At 70.3% G+C, this 21,528-nt stretch carries 17 protein-coding genes; 9 read left to right on the top strand and 8 right to left on the bottom strand.

Going from position 1 to position 21,528, the window contains the following annotated elements; genetic code table 11:
* Positions 1-17: 17 nt before the first annotated feature.
* Entirely contained in the window at positions 18-1,556 is a 1,539-nt protein-coding gene (locus IPI43_05735) for a Ppx/GppA family phosphatase (protein MBK7773625.1), read from the top strand.
* A gap of 381 nt (positions 1,557-1,937) precedes the next feature.
* Here IPI43_05735 and IPI43_05730 read toward each other — a convergent pair whose 3' ends face one another.
* A complete protein-coding gene (locus IPI43_05730; GenBank protein ID MBK7773624.1) occupies positions 1,938-3,560 on the bottom strand; it encodes a protein kinase in 1,623 nt (540 codons plus the stop codon).
* Between the two features lie 108 nt (positions 3,561-3,668).
* Here IPI43_05730 and IPI43_05725 point away from each other — a divergent pair, with 108 nt between their 5' ends.
* The gene (locus tag IPI43_05725; protein MBK7773623.1) at positions 3,669-5,627 is read left to right on the top strand and encodes a protein kinase; all 1,959 of its coding nucleotides are present in this window, start codon (positions 3,669-3,671) and stop codon (positions 5,625-5,627) included.
* Position 5,628: 1 nt separating this feature from the next.
* Here the strand turns inward: IPI43_05725 and IPI43_05720 are convergent, their stop codons facing one another.
* The 3 genes from IPI43_05720 to IPI43_05710 all read right to left on the bottom strand — a co-directional run bounded on the left by IPI43_05720 (position 5,629) and on the right by IPI43_05710 (position 8,472).
* On the bottom strand, positions 5,629-6,471 hold the full coding sequence (locus tag IPI43_05720) for an MBL fold metallo-hydrolase (protein ID MBK7773622.1): 843 nt from the start codon (positions 6,469-6,471) through the stop codon (positions 5,629-5,631).
* Between the two features lie 133 nt (positions 6,472-6,604).
* The gene (locus tag IPI43_05715) at positions 6,605-7,825 is read right to left on the bottom strand and encodes a hypothetical protein (GenBank protein ID MBK7773621.1); all 1,221 of its coding nucleotides are present in this window, start codon (positions 7,823-7,825) and stop codon (positions 6,605-6,607) included.
* The gene (locus IPI43_05710) at positions 7,822-8,472 is read right to left on the bottom strand and encodes a TetR/AcrR family transcriptional regulator (protein MBK7773620.1); all 651 of its coding nucleotides are present in this window, start codon (positions 8,470-8,472) and stop codon (positions 7,822-7,824) included. Before IPI43_05710 ends, IPI43_05715 begins: the two co-directional genes overlap by 4 nt.
* Before the next feature lie 50 nt (positions 8,473-8,522).
* Between IPI43_05710 and IPI43_05705 the strand changes: the two genes are divergently transcribed.
* From IPI43_05705 to IPI43_05685, 5 genes are all read left to right on the top strand, one after another.
* Positions 8,523-9,668: a hypothetical protein gene (locus IPI43_05705; GenBank protein MBK7773619.1), complete on the top strand. Its 1,146-nt coding sequence runs from the start codon at positions 8,523-8,525 to the stop codon at positions 9,666-9,668.
* Between the two features lie 39 nt (positions 9,669-9,707).
* Positions 9,708-10,610, top strand: coding sequence for a DUF4292 domain-containing protein (locus tag IPI43_05700; protein ID MBK7773618.1), 903 nt, complete (start codon positions 9,708-9,710; stop codon positions 10,608-10,610).
* Between the two features lie 223 nt (positions 10,611-10,833).
* Positions 10,834-11,634, top strand: coding sequence for a sigma-70 family RNA polymerase sigma factor (locus IPI43_05695; GenBank protein MBK7773617.1), 801 nt, complete (start codon positions 10,834-10,836; stop codon positions 11,632-11,634).
* A gap of 56 nt (positions 11,635-11,690) precedes the next feature.
* Complete coding sequence (locus tag IPI43_05690; protein ID MBK7773616.1) at positions 11,691-12,410, top strand: hypothetical protein; 720 nt, start codon at positions 11,691-11,693, stop codon at positions 12,408-12,410.
* Positions 12,411-12,592: 182 nt separating this feature from the next.
* Positions 12,593-12,772, top strand: coding sequence for a hypothetical protein (locus IPI43_05685; GenBank protein MBK7773615.1), 180 nt, complete (start codon positions 12,593-12,595; stop codon positions 12,770-12,772).
* 73 nt (positions 12,773-12,845) lie between these two features.
* Here the strand turns inward: IPI43_05685 and IPI43_05680 are convergent, their stop codons facing one another.
* Positions 12,846-15,569 (bottom strand): response regulator, encoded by a 2,724-nt coding sequence (locus tag IPI43_05680; GenBank protein ID MBK7773614.1) that lies wholly within the window; start codon positions 15,567-15,569, stop codon positions 12,846-12,848.
* A gap of 233 nt (positions 15,570-15,802) precedes the next feature.
* Between IPI43_05680 and IPI43_05675 the strand changes: the two genes are divergently transcribed.
* Positions 15,803-16,198, top strand: coding sequence for an IPT/TIG domain-containing protein (locus tag IPI43_05675; protein ID MBK7773613.1), 396 nt, complete (start codon positions 15,803-15,805; stop codon positions 16,196-16,198).
* A 43-nt stretch (positions 16,199-16,241) separates the two neighbouring features.
* Here IPI43_05675 and IPI43_05670 read toward each other — a convergent pair whose 3' ends face one another.
* On the bottom strand, positions 16,242-18,704 hold the full coding sequence (locus IPI43_05670) for a hypothetical protein (GenBank protein MBK7773612.1): 2,463 nt from the start codon (positions 18,702-18,704) through the stop codon (positions 16,242-16,244).
* A gap of 191 nt (positions 18,705-18,895) precedes the next feature.
* Between IPI43_05670 and IPI43_05665 the strand changes: the two genes are divergently transcribed.
* Positions 18,896-19,774, top strand: coding sequence for an AgmX/PglI C-terminal domain-containing protein (locus IPI43_05665; protein ID MBK7773611.1), 879 nt, complete (start codon positions 18,896-18,898; stop codon positions 19,772-19,774).
* Positions 19,775-19,792: 18 nt separating this feature from the next.
* On the opposite strand, the gene IPI43_05660 is transcribed toward IPI43_05665, so the two are convergent.
* Together IPI43_05660 and IPI43_05655 are read right to left on the bottom strand one after the other, a co-directional pair.
* Complete coding sequence (locus IPI43_05660) at positions 19,793-20,707, bottom strand: SDR family oxidoreductase (GenBank protein MBK7773610.1); 915 nt, start codon at positions 20,705-20,707, stop codon at positions 19,793-19,795.
* The gene (locus IPI43_05655) at positions 20,704-21,510 is read right to left on the bottom strand and encodes an acyltransferase family protein (GenBank protein MBK7773609.1); all 807 of its coding nucleotides are present in this window, start codon (positions 21,508-21,510) and stop codon (positions 20,704-20,706) included. Before IPI43_05655 ends, IPI43_05660 begins: the two co-directional genes overlap by 4 nt.
* Between the last annotated feature and the right edge of the window lie 18 nt (positions 21,511-21,528).

Genomic DNA, 21,528 nt, shown 5'->3' with positions numbered 1-21,528 from the left:
GCTATACTGCGCGCCACATGCCGCTCTTCGCTGCCATCGACGTGGGTTCCAACGCCATGCGCCTCCAGATCGCGCAGGCCACGGACCCGCAGCGGGTCAGCACGTTCCGCAGCGAGCGCATCCCCGTGCGCCTCGGGCACTCGGTGTTCCAGACGGGCAGCCTGGACCCGCTGGTCATCGACCAGGCCGTCGAGACCATGCGCATGTTCGCCGACGCCATGGACGAGGCCGACGTCCAGAACTACCGCGCGGTGGTCACGGCGTCGGCGCGCGGCGCCAAGAACGGGCGCGTGCTCATCGACCGCATCCGCGACGAGGCCGGCCTCACGCTGAGCCCCATCGACGGCGCCGAAGAAGCGCGCCTGGTCACCATGGCCGTGCGCAGCAAGATGATGCTGGGCGAGTACGCGCTCCTGATGGACCTCGGCGGCGGCAGCCTCGAGGTCACCCACATCGAGAACGAGCAGACTGACTTCGTCTTCTCGCTGCCCATCGGCACCGTGCGCATCCTCGAAGCGTTCTTGGACGGCGACGGGGTGGTCACCGGCAAGCAAGAGAAGCTGGTGCGCGAGTACCTAGACCGCGTCCTCGAGCCGCACCGCAAGGACCTGCGGCTGCGCAAGTGGGACGTGGTGGTGGGCACCGGTGGCAACCTCGAGGCCATCGCCAAGCTGTGCCCGGCCAGCACGTCCGTCGGTGGGCACCCCACCATCGACATCGTGAAGGCGAAGGAGATGCTGGCCGAGATGAGCGGCATGAGCGCGCAGAAGCGTGAGAAGCGCTACAGCATCAAGTCCGACCGCGCCGACGTCATCGTGCCCGCACTGCAGGTGGTCACGCGCATCGCGAGCCTGGCCAAGGTGAAGACCATCGTGGCGCCCGGCGTGGGCGTGAAAGACGGCATCCTCACCGAGCTCATCGCCAAGCACTACCGCGTGTGGGACTACGGCACCGAGCGCGACAAGCTGCTGGCGGCTGGGCTACAGCTCGGGCGGCGCTACCACTTCGACGAGCGGCACGCGATGCGCGTGAGCGCGCTGGCCCTCGAGTTCTTCGACGGCACGCAGAGCATCCACGGGCTGTCCGACGAAGACAGATCCGTGCTGCGCCTGGCCGCGCTGCTGCACGACGTGGGCGACTTCCTGAACCCGTCGGGGCACCACAAGCACTCGGAGTACATCATCGAGTCGAGCGAGGTGATGGGCCTGCCCTTCGAGCGTCGTCAGGTCATCGCGCAGGTGGCGCGCTACCACCGCCGCTCGTTCCCCACCACGCGGCACCCCAAGTTCAAGGCGCTGGACGAAGACACGCGCGAGCGGGTGCGGCGCCTGGCCGCCATCCTGCGCGTGGCCGACGCCCTCGACCGCGGTCACCGCAGCAAGGTGGACAAGCTCAGCATCGTGCGCAGCGGCAAGACGCTGCAGGTGGGCGTGACGGCCAACGAAGACGCCTCGCTCGAGCTGTGGACGGCCGAGCGCAAGGCCGACCTGTTCAACGAGGTGTTCGGGGTGACCGTGAAGCTGAGCGCGGACTCGGCACCCACGGCTTCCGCCTGAGGATTCAACACAAGTCTTGGCAGGCTCTGGTCATCATGAATCGGGCCTGTTTCAAGGGGCATTGGCACCCCGGCTTGAAAGCCGGGGCAGCATCCCCCGCCCCGACAGGCGCGGAAGTCCAGCCCCTAACGGGCCCGGACTGGGCAGTTCCAAGCAGGGGAAGTGGTGAGCTCCAAGTGGTGGATGGCGCTGAACTCGACACCCATCCGACCTTGAACGACGCAGTCCGCGCCCGGTAGGGGGCGGACTTCCGCCATTGATCCAGGCCCGGGATGCTGCCCCGGACTTCAGTCCGGGGTGCCCATAGTGCCTTGCAGCAAGGCGAATCGGCCCCCTAGCAAGATGTGTGGAATCAACAGGCGCGAGCCACGGGCACCCTGATCACGCGCCCGGCGCCGCGCTCGAGTTTTCCGAGCCCGCCTCGATGACCTCTTCCAGCAGCTCGCGGCACTCGGGCTTGTCGCGCAGGTGCTCGATGAGCACGGCGCTGGCCTCCTGGAAGCCCTTTTCGTAGCCGAGGGCCTCGCGCACGCGCGTGGCGATGCGGTCGCGCCCGGCCTGCAGGTCGTTCTCGAGCGCCTCGCTGTAGCGCTGCAGCTGGTTCTTGAGGTCGTCGATCTGCTTGCGCAGGCCGGCGCCGTACTGCTCTTTGATGGTGGCCCGCTCGCTGTACTCGGAGTGCACCTGGTTGAAGGTCTCGATGCGCGCGCGCTCGGCCCCCAACGCTTCGTAGGTGCGCCCGTCGGCCTGCCCACGGTCCACCACGGCGCGGTGCCGGTCATATTCCGCGCGCGCGGACTGCGAGCGCTCGGTCATGTCGTGGGCCCGCTCGCGCTCGAGGGCCGCCTCTCGCAGCGCGCGGGACTCCTCGCCGGCCAGCTCCTCCACCTTACGACCAATCTCGGCGCGCAGCGCACGGCCCCGCTTCTCGATGGCCTCGAGCTTGCGCGAGTGCGACGCCAGCTCACCCTCGAGGCGCGAAGCCCGCGCAGCCAGCTCCCACATGCGGTCGGCCGACTGCTGCACCTTCTCGGGCGCGCGGCCGTTGGGGTACGCACGCGCGGTGGCGCGCAGGAAGTTGGCGGCGCGGCGGCTCCACTCCACCACGCCCGGCGTGGGCGCAGGCGGCGGCGGCGGCGGGCCCACCGGGGCCTCGCTCATCCGCAGGTCCCACGGCGTGGACGGCAGCGAGCGCTGCACCGACTTCAGCTCTTCGAGCAAGTGGTGGCCGTCGCGGAAGCGCTTGGTGGAGTCCTTCTCCAGCAGCTTCAAGATGATGTTGCGCGCGCCGTCCGGAAGCTCGGGGCGCAGCTTGCGCGGGTCGGGCGCGGGCGCCGTGCGCTGCATCTCCAGCAGCTCGTCGCGGTCGCTCGACCGGTACGGCAGACGGCCCGTGACCATCTCGTAGAACAGGATGCCGAGCGCGTACAAGTCGCTGCTGGCCTGCGCGTCTTCCCCGCGCGCCTGCTCGGGCGCCATGTACTCCGGCGTGCCGAACACGGCCCCCTTGGGCGCCAGCCGCGGGTCACGCGCCAAGGCGGCCAGGCCGAAGTCCAGGATCTTCACGAAGTCCTGACGGCCGCCGCGCACCGTCAGCATGATGTTGTCGCTCTTGAGGTCGCGGTGCACCACGCCCAGGTCGTGCGCGCGCGCGAGGGCGGCGCACATCTGCTCGAGCACGTCGACCGCCCGCGTGATGGGCATGGGGCCCTTGGCGATCTCGCTCGAGAGCGAGCTGCCGAGCAGGTACTCCATGACCAGGTAGAGGTCGCCCTCTTCCGTCTCGCCGACGTCGTGGATATCTACGATGTGAGCGTGATCCACGCGGTTGGCGGCGCGCGCCTCGCGCAGCATCCAGGCCCGCAGGTGGGTCTCGCCGCGCAGGTCGGGGCGGATCAATTTGAGAGCTACCACACGCTCGATGAGCACGTGCCGGGCCCGGTAGACGACGCCCATGCCCCCCTCGCCGAGGCGTGCCTCGAGGCGATATCGGCCGGCAACCACCTTGCCGAGGAGAGTGTCTTTGGTGCTCGTCCGTGCGGATGATTTTCGTTCGGTCATCGTGGGGCGACCAGCATACACACACTCCTTTATTTCTGTCACGGTACGGGTGTGGCCACCCCCCAACGCATCGGCCCCTACCTCGTCGAGCGCCGGCTCGCGACCGGGGGCATGGCCGAGGTGTTCATCGCCAGCCGCGAGGGCAGCCGGGGTTTCAAGAAGCGCGTGGCCCTCAAGCGCATCCTCCCGCAGTTCGCGAGCGACCCCGAGTTCGTGGAGCTGTTCGTGGCCGAGGCGCAGCTGGCCGTGCGCGTGACGCACCCGCACGTGGTGCAGGTGTTCGACTTCGGCGAGGCCGACGGCGCCCTGTTCCTGGCCATGGAGCTGGTGGAGGGCACCACCGTGCACCGCCTGCTGAACGCCGCCGCGGCCCAGGGGCGCGTGCCGCTCGACGTGGCCCTGCACATCGTGTCGCAAACGGCCGAGGCGCTGGACTTCGCCCACAACCTGCGCGCGGAGAACGGCGAGAGCCTGCACATCGTGCACCGCGACGTGAGCCCCGCGAACATCCTGCTCACGCGCACAGGGCACGTGAAGCTCACGGACTTCGGCATCGCCACGGCCGCGCTGCGCCTGCCCCAAACACGCTCGGGCCAGGTGCGCGGCAAGCTGGGCTACATGTCCCCCGAGCAGGTGGTGGGCCAGCGCGTGGACTCCCGCAGCGACGTGTTCACCCTGGCCACCGTGTTCGCCGAGCTGCTGCTGCTGCAGCCGCTCTTCCGCGGGAACAGCGACATCGAGATCCTGCTGCAGATCCGCGACGTGAACCTGCAGGCGCTCACGTCCACTGACCGGCAGATCCCGAAGGACGTGCGCGAGCTGCTGATCGCGGCCCTCGCGCGGCAACCTCGGGACCGTCTGTCGGCGGGCGCGTTCGCTCACCGCTGCGCGGAGATCATGCGGCAGCGCGGCATGGCCCACGGCCCCGCGCGCCTGGCGGCGCTCATCGAGCGGCTGCCCATCAGCCCGGTCAGCAGCAGCGATCCGGACCACGTGAAGGGCGACACCAACCTGTTCGACACGAGCGAAATGGACCTGCGCACGGAGCTCAATGCCGTGCGGCCCGTGCTCACGTCGCCCGAGATCTACCGGGTGCTCGACGCGAACGGGAACATCCTCGGGCCGTTCTCCTTCCCCAAGCTGGTGGAGCTGGTGACCAGCGGGCAGATCGACGCGCGCACGCGCGTGTCGAAGGACGAAGACGGCTTCGCGGCCATCACGCGGCTGCCCGAGTTCACGCGCTTCGTCACGTCGCCGGCGCTGCAGTGGCAGCTGGAGGAACTGGCCCAGGCCGACCAGCGCGGGCCGCTGGGGGTCACGCGCCTGCTGCCGCTGTTCTTCCAGACCTTCGTCACGCGCCGCACGGGGGTGCTGCACCTGTTCGATGGGCAGCGCCGCAAGAAGATCTACTTCGTGGACGGCAAGCCCGAGTACGTGGCCTCCACCGAGTCACGCGAGCTGCTGGGCGAGTACCTGGTGTCCAACGGGCACTGCCTGCGCATGGAGGTGGAGATGGCCCTCGCGCTGCTGCCACGCTACGGCGGGCGCATCGGCGACGCGCTGGTGGGGCTGGGCGTGCTGCGCCCCGTGGAGCTGTTCCGCGTCATCGCCAGCCAGGTGCGCTGGCGCCTGCTCGAGGCCTTCCGCTGGCGCGCCGGTGAGTGGGCGTTCGTGCCCGAGCTGCGCTCCCACGAGGAGACCTTCCCGCTGGGCATCGACTCGCTCGAGCTGCTGCGCGACGCGGTGGCCGCCGCCGACGTGCGCGAGCTGTTCGCGGCGCTGCTGCCGTTCGAGGAGCGCGTGCTGGTCAGCAACCTCTCCCCGTCGGTCCCCAGCCTGGCGTTCTCGCTCCCTGCTGCGTGGGAAGCGGTGCTGGACTCCGTGCGCGGCGACGCCACCCCGCAGATGCTGATCGAACGCCACGCGGCCAGCGGGGGCGACGCGGACGACGCCTACCGAGCCCTGTTCTTGGGCCTGAGCTGCGAGCTGCTGGGCCCCGCCGGGCGCTGAGCTAGCGGCTGCACTCCAGCACGAGGCCCTCGCGGGCGGCGATGGCGTTCGGGAAGAGCGCCTGCGCGCGCTGCTCTTTGACGCGCACTTCCGCGTCGTCCTGCTCCGGGTCGTGGTGGAAGAGCACGTACTGCTTCACGCCCGCCGCCGTGGCGATGGCCGCGCCCACCTCGAAGGTGCTGTGCCCCCAGCCGATGCGCGAGCGCCCGTCGGCGCGCCCGTCGTACTCCTCGGGCGTGTACATGCTGTCGTAGATGAAGACGTCTGCGTCGTGAGCCAGCTCCACCAAGCGCTCGTCCAGCTCGCCGTCGTCGCTGTGCTCGGTGTCCGTGGCGTAGACCACCGAGGCGCCCTCGTAGTCCACGCGGTAGGCCAGCACGCCGCCGGGGTGGGTGCCCGCCGCCGCGCGCACCGAGACGTTGGCGCCCACGTGCACCACGTCGCCGGGGCTCACGTGGTGGAAGATGAGCTCACTGCCCAGCTCGCTGAGCTTCACCGGGAAGTTGGGGAACTCCATCTGGCCGGCCATGGCGGACTCCACCGTGCCGCGCGAGTTGGACGCGCCGTACATGTGGATCTTGTTGCCGCCCACGAACGCGGGCGCGAAGAACGGGAAGCCCTGGATGTGGTCCCAGTGCACGTGGCTGATGAACAGGTGTACCGAGACGGGCATCTTGCGCACCAGCTCGGCCCCCAAGAGCCGCAGGCCGGTGCCCGCGTCGAAGACGATGTGCGTGTCCCCGCAGGTGACCTGCACGCAGCTGGTGTTGCCGCCCACCCCCACGGTGGTGGCGCCGGGCACGGGGATACTCCCTCGCACGCCCCAGAACTTGGTCCGGATCATGATTTCCCCCACTCGCTCACACGTCGCGAGTCGTCCGTGTGAGACCGTCCGTGACAAATTCGCTGGGCCACGGGGCATTAGACGTCGAACCCGGGGCTCGGGTCAACCGTTCCTTGTAGAGCCTCCGCACGCCTCAGCTCGGCGGCATGGACTCGCCGATGTGGTCGCTCGCCAGCCGATCCATGAGCTCGGCCAGGTGGGACGAGGGGCCGCGGCGCCACTCGCCGTTCCACATGGACACCTGCCGGCTGAAGGGGCCACCGATGCCGAGCTGCACCTCGAACGCGGGGCGCGGCTCGTCCGGGAGGCCTTGCTCGCGCAGCGGAGCGGCCAGCCACACGGCGCTGTGCCGAATGGCCTCCACCAGGGCCTGCATCTCGTGCGGGCGCAGCATGGTGCGGCGCGTGCGGCTGAACTCGGAGCCCGGGTCGCGCGAGGTCACGATGCGCTCGCCGTTGCCGAAGATCTGCACCCGCCGCAGGCCATGGATGGCCGAGTCCACGCCGGTCCAGCCCACCAGCAGGTTGCCGCGCGTGGCTGGCTCTTCGACGATGCGGTCCAGCATGGTGACGAAGGGCAGGTCGTAGGGGTCCGGCGACGACCCGTGCCGGAACGCGAGCCAGCGCGTGGCGAACGCAAGCGCCCGGTCGGCGTGCGGGATCTCTTCGCGCGCCACGTTGACGGCGTCGATGGCCTGCGGGCCCAGCAGCGCCAGCGCGTCGAGCGCGTTCCATCCCGCGATGGACTCGGCGCCCGGAGAGAGCACGCGCGCCACACGCCGCGCTGCGAACGCCACCCCGCCTGCGCCATGATGCCGCAGCAGGTCCAACAGCCGGGCTTCGCCAGCGTAGAGCGCGCCATCCAGTTTGGCCTCGGTGGCCTCGTCGATGCCGGCGTCGCGCAGCGAGCGCGAGTAGCTGACCAGCAGGTCCACCACGGGGCTCTGAGGCGCTTCGTCGCCACCGCGGTACGCCACGAAGTGGGCACCCGTGCGCACGGCGTCGTAGGCGAAAGCCAGCTGCCAGGTGCCCGTACCACGGCGGTCGAAGGCGAACGAGAGATCGAGCGAGGTCTCGAGCGTGGCGCCGGGCGCGAGCACCGAGAACGCATCGAGCGGGTGCAGCACGTTCACGTCGCCGAACGACACGCGGATGTACGGGCGGTCGGCCTTGGGCGGCGAGACGCGCAGCGCACGCGGATACGCGGGGTGGAAGCCGAACATGCGCACCGGCGCGTTGCCCACGTTGTGGCACAGCAGCCCCACCAGGATGGAGCCGCCCGCCTCGGCCACGGCCGGCGGCCGCAGCCCGAAGCGAACCCCCTCGTACGGCGCCCCCCAGCGCACGTCGTTCATGGGAACACCGCTGCGTTGACGAACGCGATGGCGGCACGCCGGTGCGCCTCCACCGACTCGGGCGCGCGCACCTCGCCGCCGTGGAAGAGCGAAAAGAAACGGTCCTCGTGGAACACGTAGGCCACGGCGCCGATGGAGAGGCTCACGAGGCGACGTGCGTCGATGTCCTGACGGATGACCTTGGCGTGCTGCGCGGCCTCCACAGCGCGGCCCACGGCCTCCATGACGGGCGCGCTGATCTCGCGGGTGACCTCCTCCATGGCGGTGAACGCCGGCGAGGACACATCCAGCGACGCGTAGTGCAGCAGCCGCACCAAGTTCGGGTTCTGGGTGTGGAAGTCGATCAGCATGTTGACGTAGGTCTCGAGCAGCGCGCGGATGGACGACCCCGAGCGGAGCGCGGCGAGCGCGCGCGTGGAGACACCCGCAAAGGCGTTCTGCACCACCGCACGAAAGAGCCCCACCTTGTCGCCGAAGTAGTGGTGCAGCAGCGCGTGGTGCACCCCCGCGCGGGCGGCCACGTCACGCAGCCGTGCCCCGTCGTAACCCTTCTGGGCGAACTCGGCCTCCGCGGCGGCCAGGATCCGTGCTTGAGTGGCCTCACGGTTGCGCTCGCGGCGCGGGCGGGTGGTGGTAGCAGTCGTCATCGAGTGGCTCGAAGGGCGCGATCGGCAGCTAAGCTTGACCCAGCGCACGCATGCGTCGCAAGGTATCGTCCGAGCGGGGCATCCCGCAGACCTTCATGAACAGCTCATACTCCCCCCTCGAAGCCCCGCAACCGTCGGCGGTCAGCGTCGCTCCTTCGTCCCTGCAAGTGTCCGCGCGGCCTGTGCTGCACCCCACGCCGGCGTGGTTGGTGGCCGGTCTGCTGTTGGCGTCGGCCGGCTGCACGGTCGATGTCGGCCCCTGCGACCCCTTCGCTGCGCGCGAGATCGTGTACTTGAACACGGGCATCGTGGGCGACCCGAACAACGGCACGCCCATGTTCGCGGGCCAGGCGCTCATGCAGGTGAGCTGCGGCGACGGTCAGTTCTGCCACTCCAACGCCGCCACCGAAGGCGAGCGCTACGGCGTTCCCACCGGGCTCGACTTCGACTTTTCGGTCCCTTGCGATGCTTCGGGCTGCTTGCCGGGCGCCGTCTCGCGGCTGCGCGCCAACCAGGCCGTGGCCTTCGACTACCGCCACCACATCCTGCAGGAGCTGCAGCGGGGGTCCATGCCGCCGGGGCGCCTGGGGAGCGACATCCGCGACGAGGCCGGCACCTATGTGCGGGTGGACACGGCCGATCCCTTCTTCGTGGGTGGCGTCGACGAGGGTGAGGCGCTCCCCGAGGCCGGCACCCGCGAGGGCCGGCGCATCGTGGCGAACTGGCTGTCGTGCGGCCTGCCGGTGGTCGAGCGCTACGAGATCCCGAACACGCCTCAGGACTCCGGGCGCAACTGCCGCGGGTCCACCGACTGCGTCTACCGTGTGGACGCCCTGGCGGACCCCCCCGAGCCGAACTGGGCCTCCATCTACGAGACGCTCATCCAGCCGTTCTGCGCCGACAGCTGCCATGGCCCCGGCGAGCCGGACTTCCGGGAGGAGAGCCAGCTGGACCTCAGCAACATCGAGTTGGCCTACGACCAGATGGTCAACCGCGGGGCCGAAGGCGAGGACTGCGGCGAGGATAACGGCATCCTCATCATCCCGGGCGACGCCGACGGCTCGCTCCTGATCGACAAGATGGAGAACAACAGCCCGAGCTGCGGCGACCCGATGCCGTCCGGCGGCCGGCTGTTCCCGCCCGAGTTCATGGCGGTCATCCGCCAGTGGATCGACGAAGGCGCGCCCGAGAACTGATTGGGTCGCGCGGCCTGCTGGGGGCGATACACTCGGGCGATGCCCGTCTCGCCCCTCGTCCCATCACCCACTGCTCCACGCCCGCGCTCCTCTCTGCCCGTCAGCGGCTTGCGCAGCCTCGGCGTGCTGAGCCTGCTCGCCGTGGCGTGGACCGGCGTGAGCGGCTGTGGCCCGAGCGGCGCCTGCCCAGCCTATCCGCACACGGGGCCTGCGGCGGCGCTCGACGCGCACCGTGATGCCCGGGCCGTCACGCGCGTGGTCCGGGCCGAGGCTCGCGTGGACACCCGTGGGCGCGAAGGCCGCGTGCGCGGCACGGTCATGATGTTCCTCGAGCGCCCCGACCGGGTGCGCTTCGACGTGCTCACCCAGTTCGGCGCGGCGGCCATCCTGACCAGCGACGGCGAGCGCTTCCAGCTCACCGACGTTCGTGAGAACCGCTTCCTGGAAGGCCCCACCTGTCCATCCAACATCGCGCGGCTGCTGGGGGTGTCGCTCGAGGGCGCCGAGGTGGCGCGCTTCCTGATGGGTGACACGCCGCGCCTCGATCCGGCCGAGGCCAGCATGGCCTGCGAGGGAGACGGCTACACGGTCACGCTGCGCGCCCCCGATGGCCGGCGCCAGGAGCTGGCGTTCTTGGTGCCCACGGCGGACCGGAACGCTCGACCGGCCGACCAGCGCCTGCGGCTGGTGCGCTCGGAGCTCTTCGACGCCAGCGGGGCCACCGTGTGGCGCGTGAGCTACGAGGACTACCGCGTGGTGCAGGACGGCGCCGCCGAGGTGGAGCTGCCCTTCGTGGTGCACTTCGAAGACGAACGCCACGACGCAGACACGCTGGTGCGCTTCCAGGACATCGCGCTGAACGTCACGGTGCCGGCGGGAGCGTTCGCCCAGACCCCCACGCCGGGGCTGGCCAGCGAGTACGTGGCCTGCGACCCCGAGTAGCCCAGAACGGGGACAGCGGGCTAGGGTCAACGCGGCGGCTGCGCAAGCCCCGAACCGCGGCACTGCGGCAGGTCCGCGGAGCGGGGTGCGGCGTTCTGCCGCGGCGGTGATGATGCTATCGCCACGACGCGCCGCGTCATTCTGAAAATGATAATGATTTCAGAAGGCGAAAGGTAGGCACGGGGTGTGCAATGACGCGCCGCAGCACCCTGGAGTATCCCCGATGAGCAACGTCACCTCCCTCGATCGTTACCGCGCGTCCTTGCAGCACGTCCAGACCCTGGACCCCGAGGCCGAGCGCGAGCTGGCGCGCCTCTACTGCAGCGGCAACCAGGACGCGGGCCGGCGCCTCATCGAGGCCAGCCTGCCCTTCGTCATCCGCATCGCCCGTGAGTACCGCCGCTGGGGCGTGCCCATCGAGGACCTGGTGCAGCAGGGCAACCTGGGGCTGCTCAAGGCCGCCACGCGCTACGACCCCGACAAGGGCTGCCGCCTGATCACCTACGCGGCGTACTGGATCCGCGCCGAGATCCGCGACTACGTGGTGCGCGGCTACCGCATCGTGCGCCTGGGCACCACCCGCACCGAGCGCCGCGCCATGCGGGCCTATCGCCGCCAGGACGTGCAGTCCGCGGCCGACCTGGCCACCTGCTCGGGCATGCCGCGCGCCCGCGCCGAGAAGCTCTGGCCGCTGCTCACGCAGGGCGACGTGTCGGTGGACGCCCAGTACGAGGACCGTCAGTCGGCGCTCGAGCGCATGGGCATGGACGTGCCCAACCCCGAGGAGCTGGTCGCCCGTGAGCAGGCCATCCAGGGTGTGCGTGAGGCGCTCGACAGCGCTCTCCACGAGCTGACGGAGCGCGAGCGCCGCATCGTGGCCGCCCGCATGCTGGCCGAGGATCCCTGCACGCTCGAGAAGCTGGGCACCGAGATGGGCGTGAGCAAGGAGCGCGTCCGCCAGCTCGAGGCGCGCGCCAAGAAGAAGCTCCAGGTCAGCCTGGCGGCGTTCCACACGGCCGCCTGAGGGCTGGCCCGCCCGGGCTTTACAAGGCTCCCGGCGCGCGTTAGGCAGCCAACGTCATGTCGCCCATCGTTCGTATCGCCGACCCTCGCGGGAGCACCCCTCGTCCGCTGTCGCTCTTCGCGGTGGCGCTGGGCTGCACGGCGCTCGGGCTGCTGCTGCTGAAGCTGTCGCTGGTGGCCCCGCGGCCCGAAGCTGGGGCGCTCGAGCCCGTTGCGGGCGAAGGCTCTGCCGCCTCACCCCACGAACCGCTCGACGAGGCCCCGGTGGCGGACGCCCCGGAGCCCGGCCCCGACACGCTGGCGGTCGCGGGGGCCGTGGATGTGGGTGTGGCAGCAGCCGCCGCGGACGCGGAGGCCACGGCTGCCGAAGCCGAGGTCGCTGCGGACGCGCCACTGCCCGAGGCGGCCGGAGACGCCGCCCCCGTCCCCCAGCCCGGCACCACCGGAGACACGCCCGGAGGGGAGCGAACCCTGGAGCACGGCCGCGTGGCCTACTTCCAGTGCCCCAACGACACCTGCCCGCGCGACCACGGCCTCGAGCGCAGCGTCTGGCGCACCCTCGACCGCCTGGGAGCCTGCCTGGGCACCGCGGGCGAGGCGGATGTGCGCGTCAGCGTGGCGGCCGGGGCAGTCACCGATGTCCGGTTTCGCGAGCGTGGCGCCGCCGGCATCGACCTCGGGGTCTTGAACCGCTGCGTGTCTCCCCCCCTCATGCGCGTCACCGGCAGCACCCTGCCCGACGGGGCCGTAGTCTCGTTCCGCTTTCAAGTGCGCTAGCCGTCCGCCACAACCCGCTTCATTTCGAGCTGGCGACGAATTTCCATACGCAGGGCTTTTGCTGGCGAGAGCGAGTGTGCTAGCTTGATCCCATCGTGGAAGTTGTTCTGCGCAAGCTTGGACGGAAACCCGGTCGCGCCGTAGTGGGGCGACTGCTACGGCCACCTCGTAAGGGTTCGGTCGTGGTCATCGAGTTTCCGGATGGCCTGCACGAGTACGTGACCACGCCGGTGAAGCGCATCCTCCGGATCTGCGGCAGTGAGGTCTACTACGTGCAGACCGCCAACAGCCGCTACCGCCTCGAGGTCCGCAACGGCGAGTCCGTGCAGCTGGACATCATCGCCGGCTCTCCCCAGAGCTGAGCCGCCCGGCCACTCCGCGCCGGCCTCTCCATGACCTGAGCAGCAGCCGACGCGTTTCGCGTCCCGCCTGGCTTCAGGGGGTGCCCAGCATGCGCAGCATGGTGCGGCAGTCGCGCACGTTGCGGCCTGCGCCGTGGTCCACGCACGCCTGGTAGGCCACGCGGGCCCCAGCGTCGTCGTCCAGCTCTTGGAGCGCTGCGCCCAGCGTGACCCACGCGCGTGACAGCGTGGCGTCGATGGCGACCGCGCGCCGGGCAAAATCGCGTGCCTGTTGGTTCTGGCGGCGATTGATGGCGAGCCAGGCGAGCTCCTCGAGAGCCTCGGCGGAGGCCGGCTGAATGGCGAGCACCGCCTCCCAAGCCGCCTGGGCGTCACGGCTGCGCGCCGCCCTCGCGGCGGCCAACGCCTCCTCGAGCGCCGCGCTGGGAGCGGCCGCGGCGGGGGCCACTTCGGCCACGGACGGGACTTCGGCGGGCACCGCAGCCACGCCGGCATCCACCGCGGCGGCGGTGTCCGGGAGCGCGGCCACCTCGGGCTGTGGATCGGCGGCCGCCTCGTCCGCGACCGGAGCCTCGGGCGCGGGGCTGGCTTCGGTGGGCAGCGTGGGGCGGATGTCCGGAGTGACCACGTGTGCAGGGTGCCCGATGTCGCCGAAGCGCCCTTCACGGTCCCGCGTGGCCAGGTGATAGACGAAGAAGACGATGACCGCCGCGGCCGTGAGCAACCCCAAGTAGCGCCACGCCACATCGGACGCCGAGGGGGCGGGCCGGTCAGCCTCTTCGGGGGCCAAGTCGGCGGTGCGGTCGGGGCGCGCGACCACTTGGGAGGCACGCGTGGACTCGTAGCTCTCGGCGACGAAGAACTCGTCCGAGAAGTCGCTAGCGTCGTGGCCACCCTCCTGCGGACGGGTGGGGATGGTGTCGGGTGCGGGCGACGACGCGCGCGCGGGGGAGTCAGCGGCTTCGGGGACGGGCACCCCCACCACGGCGGCCACGCCAGGATCGCTGGGCCGCGCATGGGCGCCGCTCTGTCCGGTGGACGCGCTGGGCTTGTTGCCCTTGCTGGCCGTGTTGGTGTCTTCCTCGGCCGGGTCCTGCACGGGCAGTGGGTCTTCGGCTTCCGGCGGGGGCTCCTCACGCTCTGCCTCGGGCTCGGCCAGCGCCAGCGCGGCGCCACCCTTCTGCGGAAAGCGGATGACGTTGCCGGGCAGGGTCTCGGCGGGCGTGCGCGAGGCTCGCACTTCGCGGGGCTCCTCGGCGGACGCCTCGGCGGGCGCTTCGGCAGGCGGCTCGGGCCGCGCGTCCTCGCGGGCCGCGGGCAGCTCGGGGTTCGCGGGGGAAACCGGGGCCGTGTCCACCGCCGTGGGGCGCGCGTCGGTGTCGGTCTCGGCCGGGGTGTCGGGGCCGCCGGCGGGCGCAGCCGGGGTGGCCGCTGACGCTGGCTGAGCCGTGGGCTCGTCGTCGCCCAGCATCCCGATCGCGCGCTCCGCGGAGTTGCGGTCCAGCTGAGCCTGCGCGATGTCGCCCCTCGCGATGCCGGGAGACGTGTCCGAGCGCTCGCGCTGAGGCCGCTCACGCGCGGGTGGTGGCTCGGAGTCGGCAGCACGCATGCCGGCCAGCGAGGCGGGACCGAGGCTGGACGTGGGCATCAGCGTCTGGCCGAAGTCCTCGGGCTCGAGCGGGGTCTCACCCGATGAGACGAGCATGTCGCCGGACTCACCCGGGACCACGCCTGCAGCAGCCATGGCGGCCGCCTCCTCGTCCATCTCGTGATCCGAGTCGTCCAGGCCGGACTCCGACGTGGTGTCGCTGAAGGCCGAAGCCGGCGTGAGCAGCGAGGTGCGCATGCCGCTGTCCACGATCAAGCCCTCGAAATAGAGCTTGGAGATGGCGGCCAGCGTCTCGAGGTCGTCCTTGGCCACCTCGTCCACGACGTCCATCAGGGAGCGCACGCCGTCGAAGTACTTGAGGACGTCGTTGATCTCGTCCGGGATCTCCGCCAGGCGATCACGCAGCTCGGCCTCGTCGATCTCGAACACCGCGTCCAGCGGGGGGAGCTGTTCCAGCAAGCGCCCCCACTCGTCGAGCCGGCGCATGCCCTCCATCAAGAGCCCCTGCGTGCTCATGGAGATGGTCTCTTCTTCGAGCCGCACCGGCCGGAACTCCAGCTCGAAGTTGCCTTCGTTCCAGACCAGGGAGCGATACAGCGCCCACTCGCCGCGCAGCTTGCCGAGCTCGGCGTGCTTGAGCCCGCCCACGTCGAAGTAGATGGCGCCACGCTGCCCGATGGGCGACGTGAGGTGCAGGACGCCGCTCTTGCGGCTGATGTCGATGGTCTGGAGGAGGTCCACCAGGCCCATGTCCGCCAGCGAACCGCTGAAGCGGGTCTTGGTCTCCACGCTCTTGCGCTCGAGCCCAACGCGCTGACGGCGCTGCAGCTCGAGGTTCACGCGGGTGATGATCTCTTTGATGTAGATGGGCTTGGTCAGGTAGTCCTGCACGCCCAGCTCGAGGCCCTTCACTTTGCTCTCCACCGAGCCGTCGCTCGAGAGGAACATGAACGGGATCTCGCGGGAGTCCTCGCTCTCGCGCAGCCGCTCCACCAGCTGGAACCCGTCCACGTCGGGCAGGCGGGTGTCGCTGATGATCATATCAGGGCGACTGAGCCCGATCATCTCGATGGCCGTGAGCGCGTCTGCGCAGGTGGTGACGCTGTAGCCGGCCTTGCGCAGGCTGACCTCCAACACGCGCAGGCTGCGTTGGTCGGCATCGACGAGGAGGAGGTTTTGCTTGGCCACGGGCTCTAGGGATCCTTGCTCGCTGGCCATTGTAAGGGCCTCGGCGCGGCGCGTCGACCACGTTCTCGGACTGCCCCGGAGGGGGTGCGCGCCAACCGGGACCGGGTGGGGGCGGCGCTCGTCCTTGACGCCCTTCGAGCGCATCACATATCGTCCTGCGCATCATGCACCACGCGCCCGCCACCTCAGCCCGCCCTTCGCTCAAAAGCCGCCTCACGCGATGGGGGGGGACGTTGCTGCTCGGCACGGCCGCCGCGCTCGGGACCGTGGCCTGCGGTGAAGACACCGGCGAGCTCGAGATCCTGCGCGTGGACCCGCAAGCCGGCGCCATCCAGGGCCAGCAGCGGATCACCATCCAGGGGCGCAACTTCCGCCCGGACATCGGCTACACGGTCTACTTCGGAGCGCAGCGCGCCACCAAGGTGAGCTTGGTAGACCCGCAGACGCTGCAGGTGGAGACGCCGTCCGTGCCCGAGCCCATCACGGTGGACATCGTGGTGCGTGCCGATGACGGCCCGGCCTTCCGCATCGCCGAGGGCTTCCGCTACGCCGACATGGGCGGCAACGTCATGGAAGAGGTGGGTGCTGGCCCCGAGCGGCAAGAGGGCGAGAGCAACCTCGCGTACTGAAGAGGCGTCGTCAGTGGGCGACACCTCTGCAGCCCCGCCCGGACTACTGGCCGATGACCGGCGTCTGACCCGCTAGCGCCTGGAGCAGGAAGCGCGCGGTGTCGGCACGCCCCTCGGTGGTCTGCGACGCGACGAAGTGACCGTCGATGGGCGCGATGGGCTGATACTGGCGGTGAGCGATGGTCATGCTCTCGCCGTTGACGGAGCGATTGGCGCTGACCGGGGCATCGGCCGACGCCACGTTGAAGGTAGCGATGCGTGGGTTCACGGCGGAGATGCTGCCGGCCGTGATGTACGCCTGCATGGTGGCCTCGGGGCTGTACGTGTCGCCCATGCCGTAGGTCATGAAGACGTGCGTGCCCACCTGGCCCACGCGCGGCGCGCGGTGCAGACGGCGAACGATGTTCACGGGGTCGGCCGAGTCGAAGAACATCTGGAAGAGCGCGAGGGCCGGATGGAAGTCGCCTGTGGGAAGGCGACCGTCGCCCCCGATGTCCAGCAGCGCCAGCGGCAAGAGCGCCCGGATGTCCACCGGCTGCGTCTTGTTGAGGAGCGACTGGGTGAGGTCACCGCCCACGCCGCTCAGCACCACGTTCCGCGCCAGCGGCTCGTCCGCGATCATGAGCGCCGCGTGGGTGGCCCCCTGCGAGTGCATGAACATGGCGAGGCGCGTGGAGTCGAACGAGAAGGCCTCGTTGGTGGGCGAGTCGACCGCTGCCACCGCTCCCTGCTCGAGGAAGTAGATGACGCTCAGCAGGTCGGCCGCGCCCTGCAGCACGTTGTCCCGTGCGGCGCGTGGGTTGACGAAGTTGAAGAAGAGGGTCTCGGGGCCCTCGGTGGTGGCGCCGCGCCGCGAGCCGTGCATGGGCAGGTCGATGGAGATGGTGGCGGCGTTGACGGTGGTGGCGCCCGCCGTGCCGTTCGAGACTTCGTCCGCGCGTCCGCCGTCGATGGCGTCGCGGAACGAGCCGCCCGTGCCGTGCCCGGTGATGAGCACGGGCCAGCCCGCGTTGGGCATGGTGGCGTTCTTGGGGATGGTGATGGCCACGCACACGTCCTCGGTGCGCGCCACGATCGGAGCGCCCGACGAGTCGTAGGCGATGGCGCCCCCGTCCGTGGGGGTGGCGTAGGGCGGCGTGCCCGCCTGGAACATGGGCAGCGCGATGCGCCCGTGCAGCTCGTAGAAGTCGGGGTCGGCCGCGCCGCAGGCCCCGCGCCCAGTGGTGGCGTCGAGGCAAGGCGAGGTGACGCCGGTGTCACACAGGGTGAGGTCCGACAGCGTGGGGACCGCTTCAGCGCGCACGGCGTCGCGGAAGGCGTCCATGTCCACTTCGCTCTGCGTGGTGAACACGGTGGCGTTGAGCACGTCGGCCATGACGAAGTCCGCACCGTCGGCGATGAAGTCCCGCAGCGGCGCGTAGTGGTCCCACGCGGGGCCCAGGTGAACGGAGGTGGGCCGGGTGCCGCCCAGGACCGCGTCCAGGTCCGGCGAGCGCGCGAAGGTGCCACCCACGTCGGTGGCCGGCAGGAGCGAGGTGTCGAGGACCACCGCGTAGGTGGTGCCGGGCAGAAGCGGGTCGCCGTGCAGCGTGCGCAGACCCAGCCAGTTTTCGCACATGTACTTGCTGATGGGGCCGAAGGTATTGAGCCAGCCGGCGAGGTGCTGCCGGCCGAACTCGGGCGAGTCGGGGTCCACGTTGATGAAGTGGATGGCCCCGCCGCTCGTGTCCCAGTCGTAGCCGCGCGAGAAGCGGAAGTAGACGACGGGGTTGGTGCTGAAGCCATCGAGGTCTTCTTCCGACGCGCGCAGGTAGCGGTCGATGGCGTCGATGTTCAGCGCCGTGGCGGGCGTGGGGTGCGTGGAGAGATCGAGCCCCGTGGTGGTGCGACGAACGTCATTCGGGAAGGGCAGCCGATAGAAGTCACCGTCGAGCTCCGAATTGGTGGGGACGTCGAAATAGGCGCGCGGCGCGTCGTTGTCTTCCGCGCAGGTGACGCCGGCCCAGAAGCCCACGCTGGGGAGCGGGGGCGGCGAGTTGGTGGGCAAGGGGGCGGCGCTCGTGCACAACGGCGAGGGCGACGCGGGCGTGCACGTCAGCCCGCCGAGGCACGTGGCGGCGTTGGTGCACACGTCGCCGATGTCGGCGGTGCCGCTGGTCTGGCACGTGGCGCTCACACCCTGCAGTTGACACACGAGGCCGGACTGGCACTCGTGGGAGCCGGCGCACAGCTCGCCCACGTCTGCGTCGCCTTCCGTGGCGCAGCGCCGGAACGCGTCGCAGCGCAGGCCGTCCGCGCAGTCGAGGTCGAGCTGGCACACCGCGCCCTCCTCACTGCCGCCCATGGGCATGCAGACGCCGCTGCCGTTGCACATGAGGCCGGCGCGACACTGCGAGGGGCGCGCGCAGGGGTCTCCGAACCCGCCCACCATCGTCATCGTGCCGTCGTCGCCACCACAGCCCACCACCACGAGGGAGAGGACCAACCCGAGCCACACTCTACGCATCCCCGAACTATAGCGCCTCGGTGGCGGCGCGGGAAGTTGCCGGTGGCGCTGGCTCGGAGGGTACACTCCAGCGAGAACGCGGATTGAAGATCCTGGGCCGCTGACGCGTCGGACGCGCGGCCCCCCCTGTCCCATCGCTATTTGCACTGACCCTTGGAGTCCCTATGAGCCGAGCGCATCCCTTCGCCCTCGTGACCGCTTCCACTGCCCTCGCGCTGCTGGCGCTCGCAACACCCCGCACGTCGCATGCGCAGACCGCAGCCGAGATCGCGGCCACGGCACAGCGGCTAACCCAAGAGGTGCCGTGCGTGCGAGCCCAGCACGAGCGCTTGGGGAGCACGCTGCGGCTGCTCGAGGAAGCAGAGCGCCAGGCCCGCTCCAGCACATCGGGAGAGGCCGCGCGTCGCGACGCGGTGCACAGCGCCGAGGCGCTGGAGCTGCGCCTCGGGGTGATCGTGGGTGAGCTGCGCGCTTGCCTGGGCCAGGCCGCTCCGCACGCGGGCAGCACCCACGCGGCGGGCACCCACACGGACACCACGCACGTTGCCGGCACCACCACGGGAACCACGGGAACCACCGGAGCCACGGGCAGCACCGCCACCACCACACCGCGGGTGGTCGTGCAGCACGAGGGCGAGACCACCCCGCACCCGGCCGAGACCGCGAACCCCGCCACGGAGGTGCTGGAGTCTGGCCGTCGGCTCAGCCGCGAGCTCTTCCTGGTGCAGGCCGAGCGTGTGGACGGCCTCGGCCGCGCCAACAACGAGGACGTGCGCCAGGCGGTCGACCGCATCGCGCCGCAGATCGCTGCGTGTTACGAGACGCTCACAGCCCACAGCGCGCACCAGCGCGGGCGTGTGTTCCTGACGTTCACGGTCACGCCCGAGGGGCGCGTGCGCGACATCCGGCTCGAGAACTTCACCATCTTCGACCGCACGTTCCAGCGTTGTGTGGGCGCGGCCGCAGGGCACCTGCGCGTGACGCAGCCCGCCACCGGGGGCTCCGCCCGTTACAGCTATCACTTGCGGTTCGGACCCGCGCCAGACCACGGCACGCCCGAGGTGGACTGACCCCGCCGCCCCCGTTCGTCAGTCGGACTTGCGATACGCGGTGAGCGCCTCGGACTCTTCGTAGGCGTGCTGGAAGCCCGTGGCCTTCTTGAAGGCTGCGCTGTCGATGACGATGGGGAACTTGAGGTGGTCGACCGCGCCCGTGGGCAGACGCGGGAGCCCGAAGCGCCCGAGCGTCAGGTTCATGAGCACCTCGGGCACCGGCACGTTCTGCCGACCCGCGTCGCGGATGACGTCGCTCAGCAGCATTGGCGGCGGGCCCGAGACGTTGAAGACGCCCCGCAGGTTCTTGTCGAGCGCGGCCACGATGGCGTCTGCGGCGTCGTTCTCGTGCATGAAGTGGAAGAGCGGGTCGAACCCGAGCACGGTGGGCACGCGCGGCCCGCGGATGAAGTTGGCGAGCGTGCCGTGCTTGCTGCCGCCGAGCGTGTAGCAGAGCCGCAGGACGCACGTGTTGACCTCGGGGTAGCGCCAGAGCGCGCTGCCTGCGTAGAGGTCGGCGGCCACCAGGTCGGCCAGCTCCGGGAAGCTGTTGAGCGCCATCGGGGGCTCGTCCTCGGTGTGGTAGAGCGGTGAGTCCGCCGCCGCGCCGTAGTAGGTGTGGCGCCCCACGAAGAGCATCTGCTTCACCTCGTAGCGGTGGCAGTTCTCCACGATGGCGCGCGTGCCCTGCAGGTTGATGCGGTAGCGGTCCGGGCTCTTGTGCGTGAGGTGCGTGACCGTGGCCATGTGGATGACGGCGTCGGGACGCTCGGTGCGGAACACGTCCTCGGCGGGGCGCTTGCGGATGTCCACCTGGAACATCTGCACGCGCTCCGGGGCACCCGCCCAGGGGCGCCGGTCCACACCGAGCACCGTGTGACCCAGGCCATCGAGGCGCTTGCCGACCAGCCGCCCGAGCTTGCCGCTGATGCCCGTGATCAAGACTTTCATCGAAGCTCCAACTCCTCGGGCCGCAGCGTGCCCGCTCGCAAGGCGCGGGCCTGCTCGATGAGCCAGGCGATGCGCGCACGAACTTGTTCCACGTAGCTGTGGATCACGTCATCGGCCTCGCTCCCGTCGCCCTCGAAGAGCAGCGGCTCGCTGTAGAGCAGCTGCAGCTTCACGGGCTTCGGGAACGGCACCAAGTACGGCGTGATCGGGATGTAGGGGACGCCCAGCAGCTGCCCCAGCTTGTAGAGGTTCATCACGGTGGGGATGGCGTCGCCGCCGCCCACGAAGGCCACCGGGATGATGGGCGTGCGGGTCTTGAGGGCCAGGCGCATGAAGCCCGTGCCGAAGCGCACCAGGCTGTCGGCGTCCCGCGCCAGCTTGGCGGTGCCGCGCGCACCCTCGGGGAAGACCATGAGCAGGCGCTCGTCGCGCAGCAGGCGGTCGGCGTGCTCGGGCAGGCCCGTGAACTGGCCGAGGCGGCTGGCCATCTGGGACGCGCCCGGCACCTTGTTGATGAACTTCTCGGCCATGCCCTGAGCGAGGCGCGGCGGGTCCAGCTCGAAGAAGCAGGACGCCAACACCATGAGCGCGTCGAGGGCCACGCCCCCCGAGTGGTTGCCGATGATCATGGCGCGGCCGCTCAGCGGGATGTGCTCCGTGCCGTGGACCTCCATGTCGAAGTACTTGCGGTAGGCCCACTCGAGCGCCGTGAAGAAGCGCGCGAGCTCGGCCTTGTCGATGCCGTACGCGTCGATGCCGTGCTTGCTGAAGCCGAGCTCCAGGCGGTCGACGCTCTTGCGGATGCGCTCGTCCACGGGGAG

It is taken from the genome of Sandaracinaceae bacterium (assembly GCA_016706685.1).
Classification (GTDB): Bacteria; Myxococcota_A; Polyangia; order Polyangiales; family Houyiibacteriaceae; genus JADJJE01.
The sequence above is the reverse complement of the archived record's forward strand: the minus strand, read 5'-3'. Positions and strand labels throughout refer to the sequence as shown.

What these genes read in the sequence shown, in the direction of transcription:
- IPI43_05735 (MBK7773625.1), top strand. Translation starts at nt 18, where the DNA reads ATGCCGCTCTTCGCTGCCATCGACGTGGGTTCCAACGCCATGCGCCTC.
- IPI43_05695 (MBK7773617.1), top strand. Translation starts at nt 10,834, where the DNA reads ATGAGCAACGTCACCTCCCTCGATCGTTACCGCGCGTCCTTGCAGCAC.
- IPI43_05720 (MBK7773622.1), bottom strand. Translation starts at nt 6,471, where the DNA reads ATGATCCGGACCAAGTTCTGGGGCGTGCGAGGGAGTATCCCCGTGCCC.
- IPI43_05670 (MBK7773612.1), bottom strand. Translation starts at nt 18,704, where the DNA reads ATGCGTAGAGTGTGGCTCGGGTTGGTCCTCTCCCTCGTGGTGGTGGGC.
- IPI43_05700 (MBK7773618.1), top strand. Translation starts at nt 9,708, where the DNA reads ATGCCCGTCTCGCCCCTCGTCCCATCACCCACTGCTCCACGCCCGCGC.
- IPI43_05705 (MBK7773619.1), top strand. Translation starts at nt 8,523, where the DNA reads ATGCGTCGCAAGGTATCGTCCGAGCGGGGCATCCCGCAGACCTTCATG.
- IPI43_05715 (MBK7773621.1), bottom strand. Translation starts at nt 7,825, where the DNA reads ATGAACGACGTGCGCTGGGGGGCGCCGTACGAGGGGGTTCGCTTCGGG.
- IPI43_05690 (MBK7773616.1), top strand. Translation starts at nt 11,691, where the DNA reads ATGTCGCCCATCGTTCGTATCGCCGACCCTCGCGGGAGCACCCCTCGT.
- IPI43_05710 (MBK7773620.1), bottom strand. Translation starts at nt 8,472, where the DNA reads ATGACGACTGCTACCACCACCCGCCCGCGCCGCGAGCGCAACCGTGAG.
- IPI43_05660 (MBK7773610.1), bottom strand. Translation starts at nt 20,707, where the DNA reads ATGAAAGTCTTGATCACGGGCATCAGCGGCAAGCTCGGGCGGCTGGTC.